Below are 1,573 nucleotides of genomic sequence, written 5' to 3'. Positions count from 1 at the left end.
TTTAGCCCAGCATGCAATGCTGGGAAAAATAAACGGTAATATTATAAAGTCCCGCTAGGGACGGCTGAAATCAATCATTATTCCAATAGTTCAATCGTTCCCGAGGGACTTGTTTTGATTTCGGTAATTACATTCCCAGCCATGAATGGCTGGGCTAATTCCAATCATCCCTTCGGGATTGACTAAACGCGATTTCGTATCTCTCGTCATGGATGGCTGGACTATTATTTCCATTCGTCCTTCGAGATGAATATAAAAACGTCATCTATTCATTTTTAATTTCATTCCTTATTTGCTGGAGCAAATTCGGTAATTTTTTGTTCCTGCATTAGTGTTAATCGATGCTGTACCTTCTGATAATATTCGATAACGGTATCTAACTGTCGCAGGAAAATAAAAATATATTCCAACTCGAATTTATCGTATTCTAATACTTCTTCTGGTAATTGGCGGATAGTTTGTTCAGAATGTTGGATTAGTATGAACAATTTCAGGAGGTTCGGTGCAAGTTGAAATTGCTTTTGTAATGGAGCGATATCCTCTCGATTCGGTAGATACATTGATTTTAATTCGGATTGAATTTTTTTCTGCTTTCGTTTCATTCGGTTTCGTTCCGCTTGTTGTTGTAATGCATTACGATAACCAATACTCCGATTACGAACTTGTTGCTTCAAATCCGTATCTAAATTATTTAACTGTAAGAATTCATAAATATATTTCTCGCTTTTATTTAATAATTTCGCTGTGTCCGCATAGAAGCTAGGGGTATCAAACTTACCATTGGTAAATTTGATTTTCTGATATTCCGGACTTTTCCGATCTCCTCCTTGTTGAATTGGTCCATAGCGCTGTTCAAATCGGTGTTTCCGTTCCAGAATCGCTTCAGCTATTTCCATTGGGTTCAAATCTTTCCGTTTGATATTTTCTGCTAACTGCATATCAAGCTTAGATAACAAAAACATTGCGGATTGAGATTCTAATTGGGATTCAATTCCAGTATTTAATATTTCGTCATTCGTACTTGTTCCTTGAATACTAACCGGAATTTCAGTCCAGCCGAGCAATTCAACCGCCTTCAACCGGCGGTATCCAGCAATCAATTCATTCTGAGTATTGATAACAACCGGATGGAGTAATCCATGTAGTTTGATATCTTCAGCTAATTCGATAATATTGCCTAGGTCAGTACGAACCCGAGAGGTAACGATGATTGAACTAATCGATACTTTGGTCATAGAATCCTCCTGGTATTTCTGTATTTTTGTAGAAACAGAATAGAATAATATCTAATAAACAGCGTGTCTCTATCATCGAAGGAAAAACAGACACGGATGTTTTTAAAAAAAAGGTTTGATGGTATTCAGTCGTTCCTATCGGGACTCTATTTTATTTTGTCGATTACATTCCCAGCCATGAATGGCTGGGCTAGATTCAATCATCCCTAACGGGATTATAACCCAAAGCATTTTGGTAGCCCCGATAACGGGGCGATTGGGTTTAGCCCAGCATGCAATGCTGGGAAAAATAAACGGTAATATTATAAAGTCCCGCTAGGGACGGCTGAAATCAATCA

At 37.8% G+C, this 1,573-nt stretch carries 1 protein-coding gene; it reads right to left on the bottom strand.

The window, feature by feature from the left end:
• Window positions 1-281 precede the first annotated feature (281 nt).
• Window positions 282-1,235, bottom strand: a complete 954-nt coding sequence (locus N3A72_12425; protein ID MCX7920382.1) for a ParB/RepB/Spo0J family partition protein — start codon at window positions 1,233-1,235, stop codon at window positions 282-284.
• Window positions 1,236-1,573 lie beyond the last annotated feature (338 nt).

It is taken from the genome of bacterium, assembly GCA_026416715.1.
GTDB lineage: Bacteria > UBP4 > UBA4092 > JAOAEQ01 > JAOAEQ01 > JAOAEQ01.
The sequence above is the reverse complement of the archived record's forward strand: the minus strand, read 5'-3'. Positions and strand labels throughout refer to the sequence as shown.